Source organism: Actinopolymorpha sp. B11F2 (genome assembly GCF_040195635.1).
Classification (GTDB): Bacteria; Actinomycetota; Actinomycetes; order Propionibacteriales; family Actinopolymorphaceae; genus Thermasporomyces.
Genome location: NZ_JBEFTX010000008.1, coordinates 247,918 through 269,220 on the forward strand (window position 1 = coordinate 247,918; position 21,303 = coordinate 269,220).

Here is a 21,303-nt window from a genome sequence, read left to right on the forward strand (position 1 = left end):
CACGAGGGGGACGCATGCCGATCGGGGTCGGCGAGACGGCGCCGGACTTCGCGTTGTCCGACCAGCACGGGGTCGACGTACGGCTGAGCGGCTTTCGGGACATCAGGAACGTCGTCCTGGTGTTCTACCCGTTCGCCTTCACCGGTATCTGTACCGGCGAACTGCGGGCGCTGCGTGACCACCTGCCCCTGCTGGAGGGTGCCGACACGGCGGTGCTGGGGGTCTCGTGCGACACGATGTTCGCGCTCCGGGTCTTCGCGGACCGTGAAGGGCTGACCTATCCGTTGCTCGCGGACTTCTGGCCGCACGGCGCGGTGGCACAGGCGTACGGCGTCTTCGACGAGGAGCGTGGGTGTGCGCTGCGCGGCACCTTCGTCATCGACCGTGCGGGTGTGGTGCGGTGGAGGGTCGTCAACGCCATCCCGGATGCCCGGGAGGTCACGACGCTGGTGCGAGCCGTGGAGGAACTGCCTCGCTGACCGTCGATGACCGCACCGGGGTGGGCACCCGGTAACCTTTCGCCTCGACCGGGTGTTGCCGGTCACCATCTCCCGGGGCCGTAGCTCAGTGGTAGAGCGTCGCGTTTACACCGCGAGTGTCGGCGGTTCGATCCCGTCCGGCCCCACCGTCCTGGTCCGGTGACATGTCAGTGGAGGTCCGGGCGGCCGCAGCACTTCTTGTATTTCCGGCCCGCGCCGCACCAGCAGGGTGCGTTGCGGGGCGGTGGCCAGTGGATCACTCCGCTCTCGTCGGCGATCTCCTCCATGCACGCCTTTCGGGTCGCGTCGTCGGCGACGTCCTTGCCGGTGCGTTCTGCGTACTCCGTCAGCTTCGCCACGGTCAGAGGCACCATGACGATCCTGGTCCGGTTGGGGGCAACCGCGAGTTGGCGGTTGGCGAGCTCCCGTTCGCGGAGGACGGTGTCGGCGTCACAGTGCTGCACGAGCTGTGGCCACCGTTCGTGCGCCAAGGGAATCTCTGGGCGGGGCCAGAAGAGGACCCGGAGCTGCACCGAACGCGACGCGTTGTCCGAGAGGGCGTCATCGAGGCCGGACTGGTCGACGAACTGCGGGGCGGCGCCAGGCTCAACCACCTTGTTGTCCAGGTTGTCAGCCGGAAGGCCCAGGGCCCTACGGACTCGTCGGCGACCCGCCAGAATCATTCCGGCGAACGACAGTGGTCCGGGATCTCGGTCCGGGCCCGGAAGGTCCTCCTCTGTGCAGCGGGACACCGCGATGTTGAACCATCGCAGCGCCTCGTCGTACTCCTGATGCTCCTCCAACAGCTCTCCCACCAGGAAGTACGGCGTGATGGACGCCGGCCGGTCCCGGCGGAGGGCGTCGAGCTGGTCCTGTGCTTCGTCCCCGCGACCGAGGTCGAAGAGGACGCCGGCCAGGCTGCACCGTGCGAGGCCGCCATCTTCGCCACCCAACTCGACACACTCGGTGAGCAGCGCAATCGCCCGCCCGTGCTCACCGGCTCGGTGCCAGTGGTGTGCGGCCTCGAGGAGGATCTCGCCCCTCTCGTCTGGGTAGTCCGGAAGTTCCCGCTCGAGAGCTCGAGCGTGCCGTGCATCCGCAGAAGATCGTGCCACCATTCGAGATACGGTATCCGCGCCTCGGCCGACTGACCCACGTGACATGGCTTCGTAGCTGCGAACCCATGGCTCCGATCGTTCCTCAGCCGGTGGACCGACAGACAGGACGGTGACGGAACCTGGCCGGCCGCATTAGGCAGTGCTGCGCACGACAGCACGTGGACGTGTCATGGTGGCGCCGACCGGCCACAATCGCCCGACGACCACTCGGAGGTCTGCCATGGCGACGCAGGACACGGCGCAGGACGGGCGCGAGTCGGGACCGCTGCGGCTCGGCGTACTCGGCACCGGCATGATCGCCACGACGTCGTACGGCGTCCTCCCCAATCTCGGCTGGATAGCGGACAAGGTGACCGTCGTCGCTGTCGCCGATCCAGAGGTGGAGCGCGCCCGGGAGGCGGCGAAGGAGTTCGAGATCCCTGAGGTCTACTCCAGCCTCGAGGCGATGCTCGACCAGTCCGACCTCGACGCGGTGGTCAACCTGACCCCGATCACGGTTCACGGAGACACCTCGCTGAGGATCGTCCAGGCCGGCAAGCACCTCGCGACCGAGAAGCCGCTCGCGACGACGATGGAGGACGCCGACGCCATCGTCGAGACCGCGGCGGCCAACGGCCTGACAGTCGTGTGCTCGCCACCGGACGCGGTGTTCCCGGCGTACCAGGAGGCGCGGCGCCTGCTCGATGCGGACACGATCGGCAAGGTGGCGTTCGCCCGGGTGCGGAGCTCACATGCGGGCCCGGCCGGCAGCACGTTCGGCTGGCCGATGGATCCGACGTGGTTCTACCAGCAGGGTTCCGGGCCGCTCCTCGACATGGGGGTCTACGGAATCCACGAGATCACCGCGTTGCTCGGTCCGGCCGAACGGGTCGTGGCCTTCTCCGGCATCACCGAGCCGACCCGGGTCGTGCGCGCGGGCCCGTTCGCCGGCAAGGTCATCGACGTCACCGCTGACGACAACTCGTTGTTCATGCTCGACTTCGGCGGCGCGACCTTCGCCGTCGTCGACGGTACGTACAACGTCCACGCGGCGAAGAGTCCCAAGATCGAGATCTTCGGCCGCAAGGGTGCGCTGAACATCCGGGACGGGAACGCCAGTGGCGAAGGGCCGATCGAGGTCTATCGTGCCGATGCCCTGCCCGGCGTCGACGGTTGGGTCGAACCCCGCGGATGGGGACAGCTCCGCGGCCGGCAAGGTTGGCTCGACAAGCTGCAGAGGGCGGTGCTGGTCGAGCATCTTGCCGACTGCGTACGCACGGGTGAGCGGCCGGTCCTGTCCGCCGAACACGGGCGGCACGCGCTGGAGATCATGCTGAAGGTCGCGGAGTCGTCCCGGAGCGGTCAGGCGCTGGATCTCACCACGACGTTCTGATCACGGCGTCTGTCCGAGCCGGACGTGGGCGATTCGGTGTCAGGTCAGGCGGCGCCGCCCCGGCGGAGAAAGCGCGGACGGCCGAGCGTACGCCGCGCGTCAGGGCTACCCGCCTTGCCGGCGGTGAGGACGTAGATGAGGCCGGAGACGAGCGCGGCGGCAGCTGGTTGTACGGACGACACGGGCAGCCGGTGCCTTCCCGCTGACTCCGCGTCCGTCAGTTCGTCCTCGAAGACGCCGGCATCGTTCTTGGTCGCCCCGGCTTCGGTCAGCCTGGCTTCGGTCAGCCCGGCTTCGGTCAGCCTGGCTTCGGTCACCCCTGCGTACGGCGGCTTGGTGTACATGGGCGCCGCGCGGGTGGCCCCGGCGGCGAGCGGTCCGGCCGGGGGCGGGTCGGTCTCCGCCGGTTCGGTGTATCTGACGTGCCGGCCGGCCGGTCGGTACCCCGTTGTGCCGGTGGGTCGGTCGCTCCCGGGTAGGTCGACAGCCCGCCCCTTGACTCTTCGTCCCTGCGCGGGAACTCGTTGGCTCTGCGCGGGAACTCGTTCCGGCCGGGCTCGGTGGGGATCGGCTTCGAGGGATGCCTGCGGGCGGTTCGCCTCCGCGGCAAAGTCGGGTGAAGAGATCATCGAACCGGCTCCCGGGTCTGTCGCGCGGAGCTGCGGTATCACCGGGGTCCGGGGGTAATGCCGGCAGGGGTCGATGAAGGAGTACCCATGCTCATGCCACTTATGCCGCCGGTGATCATGACCGTGACCATGCCGATGACCGATGACCGATGACCTGTGATCATGACCGTGATCATGAATGGTTTGTGGGTCCAGAGCCCTTCACGATCACGATCATGATCACGGGACGAGGCCGCGACAGGTGGCCGCGACAGCCTCCACGAGGTCGTGGTCGTCCGCCAGCGGCGCGTCGAGCGCACGGAGCATCCGCCGGGCGGCCTCGGGAACTGGCCCCGACACCGCGTTCGTCAACTCCTCGCCTCTCGGATCACGGACCGCTGTTCCGTCGCGCAGGTGGGCAAGCCAGCCGGCAAGGGCGTGGACGCCGCCTTCGGGGAGCCGTCCGTCGGCGCGTTCGCGGGTGAGCACCGGGAGTACCCGGATGGGGAGTTTCTGTGAACCGTCCATCGCGATCTGGGCCAGGTTGTGCCGGATCCGCGGGTTGGTGAACCGCTCCAGCAGGTCCTCGCGGTAGCGGGTGGTGTCGTCGGGGGGAAGAGGCAGGTGCCGCACCGCCTCGTTCCACCATGTCTCGACCCAGCCACGGCACACCGGGTCGTTGATCGCCTCGGCGACGGTGGCGTGCCCGCGGGTCGGTCCGGCGTAGGCCAGCAAGGAGTGTGCGCCGTTGAGCAGCCACACCTTGCGCTGCTCGAAGACGCTGACGTCGGGAACGAACCGCGCACCCCCGCGCTCCCACGCCGGCCGGCCGGCCGGAAAGTCTCCGGCCAGCACCCATTCGCTGAACGGCTCCGTCACGACCGGCGCGGCGTCGGCGAACCCGCTCAGCTTGGCGACCACCTCGCGATCCTCCGGCGTGGTGGCCGGTGTGATCCGGTCGATCGTCGTCGAGACGAACGACACCTGGCCGGCCAGCCACTGCGCCAGGCCGTCGTCGACCGCGGCGGCAAGGCCGTTGAGCACCCGGGCGAGGGTCGGACCGTTGTCGACGAGGTTGTCGCACGGCACGATCGCGAGCGGTCCGGCATCGGCTGCCTGCCGGGCGGCGAGTGCGCTGAGGATGCGTCCCGGCGCGGTGGTCACGTCGGTGTGGCCGGCCCGTAGGCGTTCGACGTCGGATGCCACCGCCGGATTGTCGAGGTCCGGGCCTCCGTCAGGTCCGCGGCGATAGCCCGCTTCCGTCACCGTGAGGGTGAGCGTGCCGACGAGCGGGTCGGCGAGCGTACGTCGCCAGGCCTCGGCGTCTGCCCCGTCGTACGCGGCCGAAATACTCGCGATCAGCTCGGTCCGGTCACCACCGGCGTCGCGGACCAGCAGGTGGTAGAGCCCGTCCTGGGCCTGCAGCGGCAGGGCGGCGTCGGGCCGGCGTCCGGTGAACGCGGCGATGCCGGCGGGCTCGGCGTCGCCCCCGCTGTTGGCCACGTGCGTGTACCACGCCTGGTGCGCGCGGAAGAACGCGCCGAGCCCGAGATGGACGGTACGAATGGGTGCGGCAGGTCCGGCCCCGGGCGCGGACCGCCGGTTCAGCTCGTTCACGAGCCCTGCCCTCCTCATGTGAGCCGGAAAGTCGACGCCGGCAGCTGGTATGCAAGGTCGCGTGCGGTCTCCGCCGCCTCGTCCTCGGGCAGCCGATGCTCGGCGACGAGACGGGCGAGGAATCCGGCGTCGAGCCGTCGGGCCATGTCGTGGCGTACCGGGATCGAGCAGTACGCCCGCGTGTCGTCGACGAATCCGGCGGTCTTGTGGAAACCCACAGTGTCGGTCACGGCCGCCCTGAACCGCAGGATCGCGTCAGGGGTGTCGATGAACCACCACGGCGCCCCGACGAACACCGAGGGGTAGAAGCCGGCCAGTGGGGCGATCTCGCGGGAGTACACGTCCTCGTCGGTGGTGAAGAGGACCATCCGGAAGTTCGGATGCGTGCCGTAGCGCTCCAGCAGCGGCCGCAACGCCTGGGTGTACTCCGCGACCACCGGGATGTCGCATCCCACGTCGGCGCCGAACCGGTCGAACGTGGACGAGTGGTGGTTGCGGAACACGCCCGGATGCAGCTGCATCACGAGGCCGTCGTCGCAGGCCATCCGCGCCATCTCGCTCAGCATGTGCCGACGGAACGCGGTCTGCTCGTCGGCCGTCGCCGCACCCGCGAGGCCGGCGGAGAAGATCCGGCTGGCGTCGGCAGGGTCCAGGGGCGTACTGCCCGCGTCGGCGTGCCCGTGGTCGCTCGCGGTGGCGCCGTGCTGGGCGAAGTACGCCCGGCGCTGCTCGAGTGCGGCGATGTAGCCGTCGTACGTCTTCGTGTCGATCCCGGCCGCCTCGCCCAGCTTCGCCACCTGTTGGGCCCAGTCGGATCGCGACGGGTCGAGGTAGGCGTCCGGCCGGAACGTCGGGACGACGCGGCCCTTCCACGCCGGGTCCTCGGTCAGCCGCTGGTGGTCGGCGAGGTGGGACGCCGGGTCGTCGGTGGTGGCGAGGACCTCGAGATTGAACCGTTCGTAGAGAGCCCGCGGCCGAAAGCCCGGGTCGGCGAGGCGCTCGGTGAGCTGGTCGAAGAGCTCGTCGGCGGTCTCGGACGACGGCCGCAGGCTCACGCCGAAGACGTCCACCAGCTCCGACTCGAGCCAGTACCGCGACGGCGTCCCCCGGAACGCCCAGAAGTGCGCACAGAACGTCCGCCAGATCTCCCGGGCCGACGTGTCACCGACCGGGTTGCCGGGCGGCACACCCAGGTCGTCGAGCCGTACGCCGTGCGCGTGCAGCAACCGGGTGACGTAGTGGTCGGGGACGACGAGGAGGTTGGCGGGGTCGCCGAAGGGCGCGTCGTTCGCGAGGATCGCGGGGTCGACATGGCCGTGCGGCGAGATGATCGGCAGCCCCGCTACCTCGTCGTACAGCCGGCGGGCGATCCCGCGCAGGCTCGGCTCGGTTGGCAGCAGCCGGTCAGGGTGCAGCTCGATCTGGCTCATCCGGTCCTCTCCTGGGTCACGTGTGTTGCGTCCGGGCTGGTGGTCTCAGGCGTTCGACGCGCGCTCGCGCAGGTCGTCGCGGTCGAGGAGAACCACGGGTACGCCGTCCGGGTCGTGGACCTCGGCGACCCGCCCACTCCCGTGGCCGTCAGGCGCGGGCTCGGCCGCGATGGGGACTCCGTGGGTACGCAGCCGGTCAGTCGCCGCCTCCACGTCGTCGACCCGCAACCCGACATGCCGGATCCGCGGACCATCCGCCGGCGTGGCCGGGTGGTGCAGTTCGACGGCGTCGTCGCGGAGGTGGAGGTACGCGTCCGTGCCACCGGCGCCGTCGCTCAGGGTCGTGACCGGTCGCAGGCCGAGCTGTCCGCCGTAGAAGGCGATCGACGCGTCGAGGTCGTCCGCCGCGACAGAGTAGTGATCCAGGCTCCGGACGAACCCCTCGATCGGAGCGACGCGGAAATCCTCCTCGCGCTGGAGCAGCTCCACGCGGACTCCGCTCGGGTCGGAAACGAACGCCAGCCGGCCGCGGCCCGTCCCGGCTACCTTGGGGTCCAACAGCGACGGCGCGCCGGCCGCCACCACCCGCTGGTGCTCACCGTCGAGGTCGTCGGTCATGAACGCGATGTGGTCGAGTCCGAACGTCGTGCCCGGCGGTGGTTCGGCGGGACGCAGCAACTCGACCATCCCGTCGGCGATCTGGAGGTAGACGCAGTCGGTCCGCGAGCTCGGGATGAACGCCTCGCTCACCACCTTCGCGCCGAGGATCCCGACCCAGAACGCGAGGCTCTCGTCCAGGTCCCTGATCCGGACACCGACGTGGTTGAGCTCGTAGATCATCGGCTGTCTCCTGCGCTCTCGGTGGATACGGGAAGGTTGATCCGGCGACCTGTCTCGGCCGACAGGTAGGCGGAGTAGACGACCTCGACGACGTCCCGGGCCAGGGTGCCGTCGGACAGTGGCTCCCGGTCGTACGCCACGCATTCGCAGAAGTCCTGCATCTGGTGCGGATACCCGCGTACCCAGTCCTCGTCGGGCGCCGGCGTACTCCATCCGGCCTTGGTCTCGAGCTTCTCGCTCAGGTACTCCGCGCCGAAGACCTCCGCGTGTGGGGCGTAGGCGAGTAACCCGTCGTTCGGTGTCATGTTGGCCTTGAGGACGGCGTTGGTGGTGGCGAGTTCGAGCGTGTTGCGGACACCGCCGAGCTGGCCGAACGACGCGTTGATCACCGCCTTCGTTCCGTCGGTGAAGGTGAGGATCGCGCTCGCCCAGGTCTCGACGTCGACCCAGTCGGAAACCAGCCAGCGGCGGGCGTGGTCGTCGTAGGCCGGTGCGTCCCACAGCGGCGCCGTGTCGGCGACCACGGAGCGCACGCGGACCGGCTGGCCCGTCTTGCGCCTTCCCTCGACGGCCTTCAGGTGCAGCGCCGCGCCGATCGGGTGTGAGCCGAGCATCAGCAGCGCGCCACCACCGGCCCGGGCGCGGTACTTCGACGCCTGCGCGTGCGAGCCGCTGTGGCTCTCCTCGGCGCGGATGTCGAGGATCGAGCCGCCGGCCGCTTCGAGGAGGCGCTTGGCTTTGGTGAGGGCCGGTGCGTACACCCAGTTCTCGGCGTACATCAGTCGGCGTCCCGCGGCTGCCATCGCGTCGAGAACCGCGTCGGCGGACGTGAGTGCCTCCTCCAGCGCGGTGCGGGCGAGAGCCTCGCCGTCGCCGTGGCGGTCGCCGTCGTCCGGACCGGACGGCGGGGTGAACGCACCGGTGAGTGGCTTCTCGCAGATGACGTGCTTGCCCGCCTGAGCGGCCTCGATCGCGAGGGGTGCGTGCGCGGCATTCGGTACGCAGAGACACACGACGTCGACGTCATCGTCGGCCAGCAGATCGTAGGAATGGGCATGGGCGGTGGCGATCCCGTGCCGGGCCGCGAACTCCTTCGCCTTGTCGTGGTCACGGCCCGCGACGGCGGCGAGGGTGACGTCGAGCCCGTGCACCTGACGAAACGCCTCGGCATGCAACGCCGCCGAGAAGCCGCTGCCGATGATCCCGACCCGTACTCGTTCCATCGAGAACGCCTACCGCGCCGCGACCTCGGCGAGCAACGGACGCATGTACGCCGCATACTGTGGAATCGCGACCTCGGGCTCCTCGATCTCGGGGTGCCAGGCCTTCTCCCACTCGAAGCTGAGGTAGCCCTCGTATCCCTCCCGCTGGAGCAGGGCGGTGAACTCCCTGATCGGCATGGTGCCCGCACCGGTCAGCTCGAAGTTGAACTCGGTGGGGGAGTAGCGCGAGGAGTCCTTCAGGTGGACGTGCCTGATCCGGTCACCGAGTGCGCGCCAGGTGTCCTCGAGAGACTCGCCGGTGCGATAGGAGTGGAGGACGTCCCACAGGATCGCGAGGTCGTCGTTCGGTGCGTAGGACAGCAGCTCGGCGACCTGGGTCGAGGTGCAGAAGCTGTCGTGAGTCTCCAGGACCGCGGTGATGCCTTCGGCCTTGACCGCGGCCGCGGCCTCCGCGAGTCCTTCGGCTATGCGCTTGGTCGTCTCCTCGCGTTCGGGTGACGATTCGGGGACGGCTCCGCCGAAGACCCGGATGTAGGACGTGCCGAGTTCGGCCGCCATCCGAGCGTAGGTCAGTGCCGCGTTCTGCTGCTTCGCGCGCTCGGCCGGGTCGGGCGAGGTGAAGCGGACACTCGTGTCCAGGCAGGCGACCGCGACCTCGGCCGCGTCCAGCGCCGCCTTCGTCTTCCTGATTCCGGACGGCGAGAACTCCTCGAGGTTCTCCAGCGCGACCTCACCCCGCAGGAACCGGATCTCGACGCCCTCGTAGCCGTTGTCCTTCGCGGTGGACACCACCTCGTCGAGGGTGTACTTCGGGCAGCCGAGGGTGCTGAAGCTCAGTTTCATCGCGATCATCTCCGCTCGTGGATGGTCCTGCGGTGTGCACAGGCGGTGCGGCGGTGCATGTCAGTCGAGGGGATGCATGGTCAGTTCGAGGGGATGCATGGTCAACTCGAGGGTTCGGCGGTCAGGGGGACAAGCCGGCGGGTGCCTGTCGGTGAGGTTCCGGTGGAGTCTCGGATCGTCAGTCGGGTGGGGAGTACGACGTCGCGGCCAGACCCCTGCCGGTCGGTGTCGAGGAGGCCGAGCAGCAGGTCGACGGCCGCCCGCCCGGCAGTCTCGATCGGTGCGGTGAGCGTGGTCAGCGGCGGGTGGCAGAAGTCGGCGCCGAAGATGTCGTCGCACCCGACGACACTGATCTGGTCCGGCACTCCGATCCCGCGGGCACGCAGGCGGCGCAGCACCCCGATCGCGAGCAGGTCGTTGAACGTCACCGCGGCCGTGACATCCTCGAGGACGATCGCGTCCGCGGCGGCGACGCCGGCGTCCACCGTCGGCGCCAGCGGACCGATGCGGACAGTGCTGAGGCCGCGCCGCCGCGCCACCGACTGCAGCGCCCGCCACCGCCGCTGGTCCGACCACGATGCGCGTGGTCCGGCGAGGTAGGCGATCCGCTCGTGGCCGAGGGAGGCGAGGTGTTCGGCGGCTGCCCGTGTCCCGTGAGCGCTGTCGATGAGTACGCCCGGCAACGGCGCCACCCGGCGGTTGACGACAACGAGCGGCGACGTCGCGTACGCCTCCCGCAAACGGGCGTCGGACAGCCGAGAGGAGGCAAGGACGAATCCGTCGACGGCCCGCGTCAGCCTCCTGACCGCAGTCAGCTCGGTCTCACTCGACTCGTCGGTATCGGCCAGCACCAGCGTGTAACCGGCGGCGGCCGCCGCCCGCTCGGCGCCCCGGATGAGGTCGAGGAAGAACGGGTTGGTGATGTCGGGTACCAGCAGGCCCAGCGTCCTGGTCCGGCCGGACGGCAGGGCCCTGGCGATGGGGTTCGGCCGGTAGCCCATCTCCTCGGCGGTGGCGAGAATCCGTTGCCTGGTGGCGAGATTGACCCGCTCGGGCCGGGAGAACGCCCGCGACACTGTGGAGGCGGCGACACCGCAGCGGGCCGCGACGTCGTGGATCGTCGGCGCGCGACCTGACGGGCTCACAGGTACCGAGTCGCGTGCGGACACCACAGTTCCACCTCCCAGGTTCCTCCCAGGCGCCGTCAGCTCCCGGTGCGCGGGAGCCGTTGTCGGACGGCATAGTCTTGCCCCCCTTGACAACCTTTGGCAACCGGTTGCCATAGTTGCCATAACCGCCGGTGTGCCTCCTGCCCGGTGGGATGGCCGCGCCGACTTGCACGGCATGTCCCAACGATGCACGGCGAATTGGCCGCGCATCGTGGGGAGTGGTCACGCATACGTGATCATTTCCACCGCACACCGCCTGACCATCGACCTGCATACGAGGAGCCGAACGCCAACGATGTGGACCCTCTCCGGATTCGCCGACGAGATCGACCCTGACCCGACCACCCAGTTCCGGACCTTGAACGCGCTGGGGATCAGGTACGTCGAGTTCCGCAGCGCATGGGGCGTCAACGTCCTCGACCTCTCCGACGACCAGATTGCCGAGCTGAAGAAGCTCATGACCCAGCACGGCATTTCGATGTCGGCGGTCGGATCGCCCATCGGCAAGGTCGGCATCCACGACGACTTCGACGAGCACCTCGCGCGATTCGACCGGGCGCTGTGGGTGGCTGATGAGTTCTCCGCACCGTACATCCGGATCTTCTCGTTCTGGATGCCGGACGGCGACGACCCGGGCAAGCACCGCGACGAGGTGCTTCGCCGGATGTCCGCGCTCGCGGCCCGCGCGGAGGGCCACGACGTGATCCTCGCCCACGAGAACGAACGCAAGATCTACGGCGACATCCCGTCCCGCTGCCTCGACCTCGTGGAGTCGGTCGGGTCGGACAAGCTGCAACTGGTCTGGGATCCCGCGAACTTCGTCCTCTGTGACGTCGCGCCGTTCACCGACGGGTTCGCGAGCCTGCGGCCCTACATCGAGTACCTCCAGATCAAGGACGCCGTCCGGGCCGAGGGGCGGGTCGTCCCGGCGGGGGAGGGCGACGGCCAGATCCCCGAGACCATCCGTGCCCTTCGCGACGACAGCTTCGGCGCCGGCGAACACTCCCAGGACAGGTACTTTTCGATGGAGCCGCACCTGGCCTACATGGGGGAGTCCGGCGGCTTCTCCGGTCCTGAGCTGTTCGCGAAGGCGACGAAGGCGTTCACAGGTCTGCTCGCCGCCGACGGCATCCCGTACAACTGAGTCCGTACCGCTGGGTGCGGACAACTGGGTCCGTACAACTGAATTCGTTCCTCCTCAGTCCGTACGGCTGAGTCCGTACAACTGATCGACGGGGTCCTCCGACGCAGAAGGGGCTTTGCATGCGATTCGCGGTGATCGGCGCTGGAGTGATCGGTCGCACCCACGCACAGACGATTCAGGCGTTGGGCCCACGTGCCGAGCTCGCCGCCGTCGTGGACGTCGTCCCCGAGCGGGCTCAGAAGCTTGCCGGTGAGCTCGGGGTCGACGCGTTGACCTCCGTCGACGAGGCGCTCGCGCGCTCGGACGTCGACGCGGTGACCATCGGGACGCCGAGCGGCCTGCACGCCGACGCGGCCGTCGCCGCGATCGACGCCGGCAAGCACGTCATCGTCGAGAAACCGATCGAGATTCGCCTCGACGCCGCCCGCCGGATCCAGGAGGCCGAGCAACGTTCGGACCGGACGGTGATGGTCGTGAGTCAGCACCGCCACGACCCGGCGAGCCTGATCGTCCACGAGGCCCTCGAGGCGGGGAAGTTCGGCACCCTCACCTCGGGGAACGCCGTCATGTCGTGGTGGCGCAGCCAGGGCTACTACGACTCCGGCGACTGGCGCGGTACCTGGGCACTCGACGGCGGCGGCGCTCTGATGAACCAGGGCATCCACACGATCGACCTGTTCACCTGGTTCCTGGGGGAGCCCGTCGAGGTCTACGCCGTGGCCGGGTTGCTTGCCCACGAGCGGATCGAGGTGGAGGACACCGCGGTCGCGACAGTGCGGTTCGCGAACGGCGCACTCGGTGTCGTTCACGGCACCACAGCCGCCTACCCCGGCCTGAGCACCCATGTGCGGGTACACGGGGACCGCGGCTCGGCCGTGATCGACCAGAACAAGCTCACCTACTACCACGCGGCCGACGAACAGAGCGACGCCTACGCCTACGGCGCTGGTGGCCGGGCCAACCAGGCCGAGGCCGTCCTTGCCGAACACGGCTACGGCGCGGAGAAGTCCGATGACGACGAGCCGACCGTCGCCGGGCTCACCGCCACATCGCACTCGACCCAGTTCGCGGACTTCCTCGATGCGGTCGAGCAGGGCCGCCCGCCGATGGTGACCGTCGAACAGGGGATCCGCACCCTCGCCCTCATCCGCGGTATCTACGAGTCCGCACGGACGCAGAGCCCGGTCAAGATCAAGGAGCTGACTTCATGAAGTTTGCCGTCTTCACCGCGAGCCTGCCCGAGTGGACGCCGGAGGAGGCCGTCACCAGGCTCGCGGCCCAGGGCTGGGACGGTGTCGAGTGGCGGGTCGTCGACCAGAAGCCGCCGGCGTCGGGCTCGGGCGGCGGATTCTGGTCGGGCAACAAGTGCACCTGGCCGCTGTCGTCGTTCGAGGAGGACGTCCCGCGGATCCGAGAGATCACCGAGAAGGCCGGACTCGGCATGCCGTCGGTCGGTGCGTACGCCCGCTGCGACGAGATCGGCGACGTCGAACGCCTCATGCGCGGGGTGTCCGCCCTCGGGGTGACGCAGATGCGGGTCACGGTCGGCAAGCCCGGACCCGAGGGCTACAACGCCGCGTTCACCCAGCGGCGCAAGGAGTACGCCAAGGTCGCCGAGTTGTCCGCCCAGTACGGCGTCAAGGCCCTGGTCGAGCTGCACCACCAGTCCCTGACGTCCAGCGCGTCGGCGGCGAAGCGCTTCGTCGAGGACTTCGATCCCGCCCACGTCGGGGTCATCCACGACATCGGCAACATGCTCCAGGAGGGGTACGAATACGACCCGTGGAGTCTGGAGATCCTGGGCGAGCACCTGGCGCACGTCCACGTGAAGAACGCCGCGCCGGTGGCGACGAAGGTCGACGGCGCCGACCGAACCGACTGGACGTGGGGTTGGGCGCCGATGCGGCACGGGGTCGGCAACCTTCCGCGGCTGTTCCAGCACCTGAAGGAGTACGGCTACGACGGCTGGGTGTCGGTCGAGGACTTCTCGACCGAGGTGCCGCTGGAGGAGAAGGTGCGCGACAATCTGGCGTACCTCAAGGAGATCTCCAGCTGACCAGCCGGCCTGGCCGATCCTGGGAACAGCCGGGCACCAACGAGACGGAGCCATGTGAGCGCTGAGCTGATCGGAGGCCCGGGCCGCTCCGTGTCGGCCGACGAGGCCCGACACTTCGTCAACGAGCGCTTGCGTTCGGTCCCGCTCGACGGGCGGAGCCTGTGCGTGGTGATTCCGGATTCCACCCGGTCGTGCCCGCTGCCGCTGCTGCTGCGCGCGGTCCACGACGCCGTGGACGGGCGGGTGAGCCGGCTCACCGTTCTCATCGCACTGGGAACGCATCCACCGATGGACGAAGCGCAGTTGGCCGCACACCTCGGGTACGCGGAGGGCCGGCTGGCCGAGACCTTTCCGCGTACGACGGTCGTCAACCACGAGTGGTGGATCCCCGAGGCGCTGGTCTCCGTCGGTGAGCTGCCGGCCCGCGAGGTGGCAACGCTCGCCGAAGGGCGGTTCGAGGAGCCGGTGACGGTCACCGTCAACCGGCACGTCGTCGACCACGATGTGGTGCTGGTCATGGGGCCGGTCTTCCCGCACGAGGTGGTGGGCTTCTCCGGCGGCAACAAGTACTTCTTCCCCGGCGTCGCCGGCCGGGAGATCATCGACCTCACCCACTGGCTCGGCGCGTTGATCGGCAACACCGGGATCATCGGGATGCCTGGTGTGACGCCTGTGCGGGCGGTGATCGACCGGGCCGCCGCGATGATCCCTTCGGAGCGGCTGTGCCTCGCGGCGGTGGTCGCGTCCGGCACGAAGGATTTGCACTCGTTGGCGTTCGGCACGCCAGAGGACGCGTGGGCGGCGTCGGCGAAGGTGTCGGCGCAGACCCACGTCCGCTATCTGGAGAAGCCGGTCCGGCGGGTGCTGTCGCTCGTGTCGGAGCGCTACGACGAGCTGTGGACCGCCAGCAAGGGGATGTACAAGGTCGAGCCGATCGTCGCCGACGGCGGCGAGGTCGTGGTCCACGCGCCGCACGTCCACGAGGTCAGCCGCACGCACGGTGCACTCATCGAGAAGATCGGCTACCACTGCCGCGACTACTTCACCGGTCAGTGGGAGAGGTTCGCCGATGTGTCGCGTTCGGTGCTCGCGCACTCCACCCACCTGCGAGGCGATGGTTCCTACGATCCGTCCCTCGGTGAGCGCTGCCGGGTCAGGGTGACGCTCGCGACCGGGCTCGACGAGGCGCGGACCCGCGCGCTCGGGCTCGACTACCGCGACCCGGCGACCATCGATCCGGCCGAGTGGGAGCGCGATCCCGACACCCTCGTGGTGCACAACGCCGGCGAGATCCTGTTCCGGCTGAAGTCGTCCGGATGATTGTCGTCCGGATGAAGGTGGCGTCATGACGCGCGTCGCAGGTGGGTGGTTGAAGGTGCCCGAGGCAGAACTGTCGGTGCCGGGCGGGCTACCGGATCCCTTCGTCTGCCTGGACGGGTTCCGGGTGACGAGCGCGGCGGAGTGGTTCGAACGCCGCCGACCAGAGCTGATGGGCCTGTTCGCGCGCCAGATGTACGGCGTGACGCCCCAGGTGACGCTGCCCATGGGTACGCAGGTGAGATCCGAGGACGCGACCGCACTGGACGGGAGGTCGACCCGGATCGAGGTTAGGCTTGCGTTCGGGTCGCCTGGCGACGCGCCGGTCGGCGCGGAGCCCACCCTCAACCTGCTGGTCCACCTGCCGAACGGCGCGGCCGGGCCGGTGCCGCTGTTCCTCGCCCTCAACTTCCGCGGCAACCACGAGGTCGAGGTCGGCGGGCAGGGGGAGCCGTGGCCCCTCGCGCATCTCGTCGAGCGCGGCTACGGCGTCGCGACCCTGTGCTACGAGGAGATCGAGCCGGACGTCGACGGCCCGGCCACCGGCAACGCGGACGCGGGCCACTGGACAGGGCGCTTCGGCATTCTGCGCCATCCGGTGTTCCTCGCTGCCGATGCGGCGCGACCGGCCGGCGAGCGCTGGGGATCGTTGGGCGCCTGGGCCTGGGGGCTCAGCCGGGCGATGGACTACCTCGTCGGCAATTCCCGCGTCGACGCCATGCGGGTGATCGTCGTCGGGCACTCGCGGCTCGGCAAGGCAGCGCTGTGGGCCGCCGCCCAGGATCTGCGCTTCGCGATGGCAGTCTCCAACAACTCCGGCTGCGGCGGCGTCGCGCTGTCGCGGCGGCTGGTCGGAGAGACCGTCGATGCGATCACGTCGCGGTTCCCGCGCTGGTTCTGCGGCAATTTCGCAGGGTACGCCGGGCGGGAGGAGACATTGCCGTTCGACCAGCACCTGTTGGTGACACTGGTCGCCCCGCGTCCGGTCTACGTCGCGAGTGCCGAGGACGACACCTGGGCCGATCCGCACGGCGAGTTTCTCGGCGCTCGCTACGCCGATCCCGTCTACCGGCTGCTCGGCGTCGAGGGGATCGGCGCGACGTCGATGCCGCCGGTCTCGTCGCCTGTGCCCAGCCGGATCGGCTACCACATCAGGCCCGGCGGCCACGCCATGACGGCGTACGACTGGGAACGCTTCGCCGACGCCGCCGACCGCCACCTCCCCACCCGCGTCTGACTCGCCTCCGCCCACGCTGAGCCGCAAATGACCACGCTGAGCGGCAAATGACCACGCTGAGCATGCCAGCGGAACCACGACCATGCGTCCATGCATGGTGGGGTTCCGCTGGCATGCTCAGCGTGGTCATTTGCGGGCGCGGCACGGGGGCGTACTAGCCTGGCCCGGTGCCGACCGAGAGCTCACCCGCACCGCCGACGCTGCGCCAGGTTGGGCAGGTGCTCGACGAGCTCTACGACCCGAGCTGGGCGGCCGACTGGGACGCGGTGGGCCTCGTCTGCGGAGATCCGGACGCCTCGATCGCGCGGGTGCTCTTCGCCGTCGACCCGGTGGGTGAGGTGGTCGAGGAGGCGATCGCATGGTCCGCCGACCTGATGGTCGCCCACCATCCGCTGTTCCTCCGGGGCGTCCACGGTGTGGCGGCGACGACACCCAAGGGCACGCTTGTGCATCGGATGCTCACTCGCGGGATCGCGCTCCACGTGTGCCACACCAATGCCGATGCCGCCGCTCCGGGCGTGTCGGACGCCCTCGCCGCCGCGCTCGGGCTGACCGAACTGCGTCCGCTCGATCCGCGTCCCGACGCACCGGGGCTCGGCACCGGACGGATCGGTTCCCTCCCACGTGCCGAACGCCTGGACGCCTTCCGTGACCGCGTGGCCTCCGCGCTGCCCCCGACGGCACACGGCGTCCGCGTGGCCGGCGATCCCGACCGGAGCATTGCCACGGTGGCGGTCTGCGGTGGCGCGGGCGACTCCTACCTCGATCTCGTGCGGGCGGTCGGTGTCGATGCGTACGTCACCGCCGACCTGCGACACCACCCAGCGTCGGAGGCCGGACAGTACCCCGCCGCGCCCGCCCTCGTCGACGTCGCGCACTGGGCCAGCGAGTGGCCATGGCTGGCCGACGCGGCCGGCCGACTCGTGCGTGCACTCGCGCAGCGGGGCACTACGGTGGAGACCCGCGTCTCGACGACATGCACAGACCCGTGGACCCTCCACGTCCCCAGTGCGGTCCCCGCGGCCGGCCACCGCGATCAGGAAGGGAACATCCACTGAACGCCGACCCTCTCGTCCAGCTCCGGCTGCTCGACGTCCAGGTACTCGACTCGCGCCTCGACCAGCTGGCACATCGCCGGCGCACCGTCCCGCAGGCCGCCGAGGTCGAACGCCTGCACACCGAACGTCGGGAGCTCGAAACCGCGACCGTCGCCGCCGAGACCGAGGCCAGCGACCTCGCCCGCGAGCAGCGCAAGGCCGACGCCGATGTCGAACAGGTCCGCAGCCGCAAGGCACGCGACGAGAAGCGGCTCCAGTCCGGACAGGTCGGTTCGCCGAAGGAGCTGGAGAGCCTCCAGCACGAGATCGAGTCCCTCACCAAGCGCCAGTCCGATCTCGAAGACGTCGAACTCGAGATCATGGAACGTCTCGAGTCCGCGACCGCCCGGCACGCCGAGCTGCAGGCCAGGCGTTCCGCCCTCGACACCACGATTGCCGAGACCGAACAGGCCCGTGACCAGGCGTACTCCGAGATCGACGCCGAAGCCGAGCAGGCTCGAAAGGAACGCGCCGACGCGGCGGGCGGCATCACCGCAGAGCTCCTGGCGGCGTACGAGAAGAGTCGTACGCAGCGGGGCGGCGTCGGCGCGGCACCCCTGCGGCAGCGGCGCTGCGAGGGCTGCCGGATGGAGCTCGACGCGAGCTATCTCGCGAAGATCGCGGCGGCACCGCCCGAGCAGGTCATGCGCTGCGAGGAGTGTGGACGGATCCTGATCCGGGCCCTCGACGCGAACGCCTGAGAGAGTCGGTCCGATGACTGCTCCAACGGCACCGACGGGCCGTCGCACACTCATCGTCGAGGCCGACGGTGGCTCGCGCGGCAACCCGGGTCCGGCCGCCTTCGGCGCACTGGTCCGCGATCCCGCGTCTCACGCCGTCCTCGCCGAGGCGGCCGACGCGATCGGGACGGCCACCAACAACGTCGCCGAGTACCGCGGCCTGATTGCCGGACTCCAACTCGCCCGCGAGGTCGATCCGGAGGCGAGCGTCGACGTACGGATGGACAGCAAGCTCGTCATCGAGCAGATGGCCGGCCGCTGGAAGATCAAGCACGCCGATATGCGCCAGCTCGCCATGGAGGCGCGGCGGCTGATGCCGGCCCACGTCACGTGGACCCATGTGCCGAGGGAGCGGAACTCAGCCGCCGACGCGCTGCTCAACCGGGTGCTCGACGGTGGCGAGCCGATCTGGACCGTGCTCGGTGGCGACGCCGCCGCCACCACCGCTGTCGCGCCGCCCGACCACGGTGGGCAACCCACGGCCGTGCCGCAACCCGCGCCGGGGGACCGGTCGAGCGTGCCCGAAACCGGATGGGGCGAGACTTCCAGCCCGCCGACGACCCTGATTCTCGTCCGGCACGGTGAGACCTCCCGCTCGCTCGCCAAACGGTTCAGCGGATCCGGCGGCGAGGACGTGCCGCTGACCGACCGGGGGCGGCAGCAGGCCGAGGGTGTCGCCGCCGCGCTCGTGGGTCGTGGCGTCGACGCGCTGGTGACCTCACCGCTGCGGCGCACGCGGGAGACCGCCGGCGTCATTGCCGGCGCGCTCGGGATTTCCGCGACCGTTGAGGACGGGCTGGCCGAGACGGCGTTCGGCGAGTGGGACGGCCTCACCTTCTCCGAGGTGCGGGCGCGCTGGCCCGCGGCACTCCAGGACTGGCTGGCCTCGACAACGGTGGCGCCGCCGGGCGGGGAGTCCTTCGACTCGGTGCATCTGCGTGTGCGGGCCGCGCTCGACCGCCTGGTGAGCTCGTACGCCGGACGGACGATCGCCGTCGTGACGCACGTGACGCCGATCAAACTGCTCGTCTGCCTCGCCCTGGACGTCCCGCTCCGCGCCGTCTTCCGGATGGAGCTGCCGCCGGGTTCGCGAAGCGAGGTCCGGTGGTACGCCGACGGGATGGCCTCTCTTCGTTCGTACGGCGTCGTCGATTCGGTACCCAGCTGACCACTCTCGGCTGCACGGGCCTCACGTGCGCCGGCGACCCGACGCTGCTGCATGCCGCGTTTGGTGCGGAGTAAGTGGTTGGCCTTCCGGCTCGGTTGACCGCTTCCCCGCACGGGATGCCGCATCGGCCACACGGCCGTGCGGGAGGCGTCGGGAATCGTGGCGCTCGCCGGCTCGCTACGCTTGGTGAAGGACGAGCCGGCCGGGCGGTCGCGTCGGGATGCAGGACCCATGCGGTCTGTGTCTCGCCGAGGAAAGTCCGGACTCCGTAGGGCAAGGTGGTGGGTAACACCCACCCGGGGCGACCCGCGGGACAGTGCCACAGAAAACAAACCGCCAGCGGCCCCTGGTCGACGATGCTCGACCGGGGGTGCGGGTAAGGGTGAAACGGTGGTGTAAGAGACCACCAGCGTCCGGGGTGACCCGGACGGCTCGGTAAACCCCACCTGGAGCAAGGCCAAGAAGGGTACGGACGCTTCGGTGTCCGCGCCCGCGCAGGCGTTCGAGGGCTGCCCGCCCGAGCCTGCGGGTAGGCCGCTGGAGGTCACCGGCAACGGTGGCCCTAGAGGGATGGCCGCCGCTCACAGAATCCGGCTTACAGGCCGGCTCGTCCACATCGCCAGTGGGCCCCGGCTGCGGTGAGGGCCCGGCTGCGGTGAGGCCCGGTCACCGTCGTGCACCAGCGGTCACGGCACGGCGTGCGCTGCACAGAACCTTCATGATCACGGGCGAGGCCCCGGACGGCCAGGCCGGCAAAGCGCTGAGTGGAGCCGCGGTTGTTATCCGGCGCGTTCGGCCGTCGCGAGGTCGATGACGTTCTCCGGGTCGGCAAGGGCTCCGATCCGCCGGGCCGCCGGCCGGTTCGCCAGGTCGAGGTCATCGGCCTCGACGTCAGCCACCACGCAGGTGATGTTGTCCCGCCCACCCGCGGCGAGACCGGACGAAATGAGCCGCTCCACCGCGTTGTCCGGTGAGCCACCGACCTTCTTCGGTGACCCACCCGCCTCGTCGGGCGAGGTCGCGGCGGTGGGGTGCGACTCCGCGGCTCCGTCGGCTGGCATCCCTCCAAGGTCAGCACCGAGGCGCTCGTCGGAGATGAAGTCGGTGAGCCCGTCACTGCACAGCAGCAGCCGGTCGCCCTCCCGGAGATCGAGCATGGTGAGCTGCGGCTCGTGCTGGTCGGTGGCGTTGACGTAGCGGGTGACGACCGACCGGTGTGGATGGACCTTTGCTTCCTCCGGGGTGATCGATCCCTTGTCGAGGAGGACCTGGACGTAGGTGTGGTCGGTCGTCAGCTGCTTGAGCTCGCCAGCGCGCAGAAGGTACGCGCGGGAGTCCCCGACGTGCGCCAGCGCGAACCTCGTACCGTCGGTGAGGATCGCGGTCATTGTGGTCGCCATGCCGGCGCGTGCCTGGTCCGCGTCCACGCCGTCGCTGAGGGTATGGAGGGCGCGTTCGATCGTCTGGCGGAGGACGACGAGCAGGTCCACCGGATCCCCCGGTGAGGTGATGGCCCGCAGAGAGATCGTGCTCATCACGAACGCGACCGTGGCCGACGCGACTTCCCCGGCCGCCTGACCTCCCACGCCGTCGGCGACGACCAGCAGGTGTGGTGCGGCGAAGGCGGCGTCTTCGTTGTTGTCGCGCACATGACCGAGGTCGCTCTCTGCGGAGTACGCGAAACGCATGAGCATCCTCCAGTCACGTCACCTGCATCGGCCAGGGTCGGCGCAGCCGGAGCCCGCGGTGGAACCGGAAGTTCCCGTCGCCTGGCCGGTAGTGCAGGTCATCGTGCCACGCGGCGTCGCCGCCGCGTAAGCGTTTCCTCATCTGATGAGTACGCCT

The 21,303-nt window shown here is 69.7% G+C and carries 20 protein-coding genes, 1 tRNA gene and 1 other RNA gene; 12 read left to right on the forward strand and 10 right to left on the reverse strand.

The window, feature by feature from the left end; translation table 11 throughout:
- Window positions 1–14 precede the first annotated feature (14 nt).
- Together ABN034_RS17035 and ABN034_RS17040 are read left to right on the forward strand one after the other, a co-directional pair.
- Window positions 15–479, forward strand: coding sequence for a peroxiredoxin (locus ABN034_RS17035; RefSeq protein ID WP_349691978.1), 465 nt, complete (start codon window positions 15–17; stop codon window positions 477–479).
- Window positions 480–553: 74 nt separating this feature from the next.
- A tRNA-Val gene (locus ABN034_RS17040) sits at window positions 554–625 on the forward strand.
- A gap of 21 nt (window positions 626–646) precedes the next feature.
- Here ABN034_RS17040 and ABN034_RS17045 read toward each other — a convergent pair.
- Window positions 647–1,597, reverse strand: coding sequence for an SEC-C metal-binding domain-containing protein (locus tag ABN034_RS17045; RefSeq protein ID WP_349691979.1), 951 nt, complete (start codon window positions 1,595–1,597; stop codon window positions 647–649).
- Window positions 1,598–1,817: 220 nt separating this feature from the next.
- Here ABN034_RS17045 and ABN034_RS17050 point away from each other — a divergent pair, with 220 nt between their 5' ends.
- Complete coding sequence (locus tag ABN034_RS17050) at window positions 1,818–2,969, forward strand: Gfo/Idh/MocA family protein (RefSeq protein ID WP_349691980.1); 1,152 nt, start codon at window positions 1,818–1,820, stop codon at window positions 2,967–2,969.
- A 44-nt stretch (window positions 2,970–3,013) separates the two neighbouring features.
- Here the strand turns inward: ABN034_RS17050 and ABN034_RS17055 are convergent, their stop codons facing one another.
- From ABN034_RS17055 to ABN034_RS17085, 7 genes are all read right to left on the reverse strand, one after another.
- Complete coding sequence (locus ABN034_RS17055) at window positions 3,014–3,598, reverse strand: hypothetical protein (protein WP_349691981.1); 585 nt, start codon at window positions 3,596–3,598, stop codon at window positions 3,014–3,016.
- Window positions 3,599–3,817: 219 nt separating this feature from the next.
- Window positions 3,818–5,194, reverse strand: coding sequence for a mannitol dehydrogenase family protein (locus ABN034_RS17060; RefSeq protein ID WP_349691982.1), 1,377 nt, complete (start codon window positions 5,192–5,194; stop codon window positions 3,818–3,820).
- 14 nt (window positions 5,195–5,208) lie between these two features.
- Complete coding sequence (uxaC, locus tag ABN034_RS17065) at window positions 5,209–6,624, reverse strand: glucuronate isomerase (protein ID WP_349691983.1); 1,416 nt, start codon at window positions 6,622–6,624, stop codon at window positions 5,209–5,211.
- A gap of 45 nt (window positions 6,625–6,669) precedes the next feature.
- On the reverse strand, window positions 6,670–7,464 hold the full coding sequence (locus ABN034_RS17070; RefSeq protein WP_349691984.1) for a VOC family protein: 795 nt from the start codon (window positions 7,462–7,464) through the stop codon (window positions 6,670–6,672).
- A complete protein-coding gene (locus ABN034_RS17075; protein ID WP_349691985.1) occupies window positions 7,461–8,687 on the reverse strand; it encodes a Gfo/Idh/MocA family protein in 1,227 nt (408 codons plus the stop codon). The genes ABN034_RS17070 and ABN034_RS17075 overlap by 4 nt, the downstream gene beginning before the upstream one ends.
- Before the next feature lie 9 nt (window positions 8,688–8,696).
- Entirely contained in the window at window positions 8,697–9,530 is an 834-nt protein-coding gene (locus tag ABN034_RS17080; protein ID WP_349691986.1) for a sugar phosphate isomerase/epimerase family protein, read from the reverse strand.
- Window positions 9,531–9,631: 101 nt separating this feature from the next.
- Window positions 9,632–10,699, reverse strand: coding sequence for a LacI family DNA-binding transcriptional regulator (locus ABN034_RS17085; protein ID WP_349691987.1), 1,068 nt, complete (start codon window positions 10,697–10,699; stop codon window positions 9,632–9,634).
- A gap of 295 nt (window positions 10,700–10,994) precedes the next feature.
- Between ABN034_RS17085 and ABN034_RS17090 the strand changes: the two genes are divergently transcribed.
- From ABN034_RS17090 to rnpB, 9 genes are all read left to right on the forward strand, one after another.
- Complete coding sequence (locus ABN034_RS17090; RefSeq protein ID WP_349691988.1) at window positions 10,995–11,843, forward strand: sugar phosphate isomerase/epimerase family protein; 849 nt, start codon at window positions 10,995–10,997, stop codon at window positions 11,841–11,843.
- A gap of 119 nt (window positions 11,844–11,962) precedes the next feature.
- Entirely contained in the window at window positions 11,963–13,054 is a 1,092-nt protein-coding gene (locus ABN034_RS17095) for a Gfo/Idh/MocA family protein (protein WP_349691989.1), read from the forward strand.
- Window positions 13,051–13,899 (forward strand): sugar phosphate isomerase/epimerase family protein, encoded by an 849-nt coding sequence (locus tag ABN034_RS17100; RefSeq protein ID WP_349691990.1) that lies wholly within the window; start codon window positions 13,051–13,053, stop codon window positions 13,897–13,899. Before ABN034_RS17095 ends, ABN034_RS17100 begins: the two co-directional genes overlap by 4 nt.
- A gap of 54 nt (window positions 13,900–13,953) precedes the next feature.
- Window positions 13,954–15,219, forward strand: a complete 1,266-nt coding sequence (locus tag ABN034_RS17105; RefSeq protein WP_349691991.1) for a lactate racemase domain-containing protein — start codon at window positions 13,954–13,956, stop codon at window positions 15,217–15,219.
- Between the two features lie 25 nt (window positions 15,220–15,244).
- A complete protein-coding gene (locus tag ABN034_RS17110) occupies window positions 15,245–16,453 on the forward strand; it encodes an alpha/beta hydrolase family protein (protein ID WP_349691992.1) in 1,209 nt (402 codons plus the stop codon).
- Window positions 16,454–16,620: 167 nt separating this feature from the next.
- Window positions 16,621–17,511 carry a Nif3-like dinuclear metal center hexameric protein gene (locus ABN034_RS17115; RefSeq protein WP_349691993.1) on the forward strand — a complete coding sequence of 297 codons (891 nt, stop codon included), beginning with the start codon at window positions 16,621–16,623 and terminating at the stop codon, window positions 17,509–17,511.
- Window positions 17,442–18,251 carry a zinc ribbon domain-containing protein gene (locus ABN034_RS17120; RefSeq protein ID WP_349691994.1) on the forward strand — a complete coding sequence of 270 codons (810 nt, stop codon included), beginning with the start codon at window positions 17,442–17,444 and terminating at the stop codon, window positions 18,249–18,251. Before ABN034_RS17115 ends, ABN034_RS17120 begins: the two co-directional genes overlap by 70 nt.
- A 13-nt stretch (window positions 18,252–18,264) precedes the next feature.
- A complete protein-coding gene (locus ABN034_RS17125; RefSeq protein WP_349691995.1) occupies window positions 18,265–19,458 on the forward strand; it encodes a bifunctional RNase H/acid phosphatase in 1,194 nt (397 codons plus the stop codon).
- Between the two features lie 194 nt (window positions 19,459–19,652).
- Window positions 19,653–20,072, forward strand: an RNA gene (gene rnpB / locus ABN034_RS17130) — RNase P RNA component class A.
- A gap of 165 nt (window positions 20,073–20,237) precedes the next feature.
- On the opposite strand, the gene ABN034_RS17135 is transcribed toward rnpB, so the two are convergent.
- Both ABN034_RS17135 and ABN034_RS17140 read right to left on the reverse strand, forming a co-directional pair.
- A complete protein-coding gene (locus ABN034_RS17135) occupies window positions 20,238–21,146 on the reverse strand; it encodes a PP2C family protein-serine/threonine phosphatase (RefSeq protein WP_349691996.1) in 909 nt (302 codons plus the stop codon).
- A 13-nt stretch (window positions 21,147–21,159) separates the two neighbouring features.
- On the reverse strand, window positions 21,160–21,288 hold the full coding sequence (locus tag ABN034_RS17140; protein ID WP_349691997.1) for a hypothetical protein: 129 nt from the start codon (window positions 21,286–21,288) through the stop codon (window positions 21,160–21,162).
- Window positions 21,289–21,303 lie beyond the last annotated feature (15 nt).